The sequence below is a fragment of the Photobacterium lipolyticum genome, assembly GCF_003026475.1.
GTDB classification, from domain to species: Bacteria; Pseudomonadota; Gammaproteobacteria; order Enterobacterales; family Vibrionaceae; genus Photobacterium; species Photobacterium lipolyticum.
Map to the genome: position 1 here is coordinate 1 of NZ_PYMC01000052.1, position 813 is coordinate 813.

The 813-nt window shown below is 52.3% G+C and carries 1 protein-coding gene; it reads left to right on the top strand.

Translation table 11 applies throughout. The features are described from left to right. Positions 1 to 808, top strand: an 808-nt coding sequence (locus C9I89_RS22260; RefSeq protein ID WP_245905544.1) for a reverse transcriptase domain-containing protein, incomplete at its 5' end; no start/stop codon positions are given. Between the last annotated feature and the right edge of the window lie 5 nt (positions 809 to 813).

An 813-nucleotide genomic window follows, 5' to 3' on the forward strand; every position in this document is an offset into this window, starting at 1 on the left:
GGAACTTATCAAGCAGTTCCTGAAAAGCGGAGTCATGGTCGGTGGGCAATGGCAAGAGACCGAAACAGGGAGTCCGCAGGGCGGCGTGATCAGTCCGCTGATAGCGAACATCTACCTGGATGCGTTCGATCAGGAGATGAGAAAACGCAACCACCGGATAGTCCGCTATGCTGATGACATCCTGATCTTCTGTCGAAGCAGAGCCGGCGCAGAGAATGCGCTCAGGCAAGCAACGAAGATACTGGAGCAAGAGCTGAAGCTGACCGTGAACCAAACCAAATCGCACATCGCACACAGCGATGGCGGGGTGAAGTTCCTTGGGGTTGAAATCGGGAGTCAATACACCCGCATTCAGGTCAAGAAACTGGCAGGGTTCAAGGGCAAGCTCAAGCAGATGACCAAGCGGAATGGCGGAAAGCCATTATGCACAGTCATCAAGCAATTGAACCCAATACTTAGAGGGTTCAGTCAGTACTTTCGAATAGCCAATGCCAGCAGGGAACTCAAGAAAATAGCCGCATGGCTAAGACGCAGACTGCGGAGTATACAGCTGAGATTATGGAAGAAGCCAAGACGGCTGCATCGGAGGCTGAGGCAGATAGGCTATAAGTCACCATTCAAGCTGATAAGTATGACCAGCTGGCGAAACGCAGCGAGTCCACTGGCAAGCTACGCGATGCCAAACAAATGGTTCGACGAACTTGGTCTGGTGAATCTTGAGCATGTAAGGACAGGGTATGTGTTCAGCGCAGAGCTGAACATGGGTATGCAGGAGCCGTATACGAGGTCCGTACGTACGGTTCTGTGAGAGGG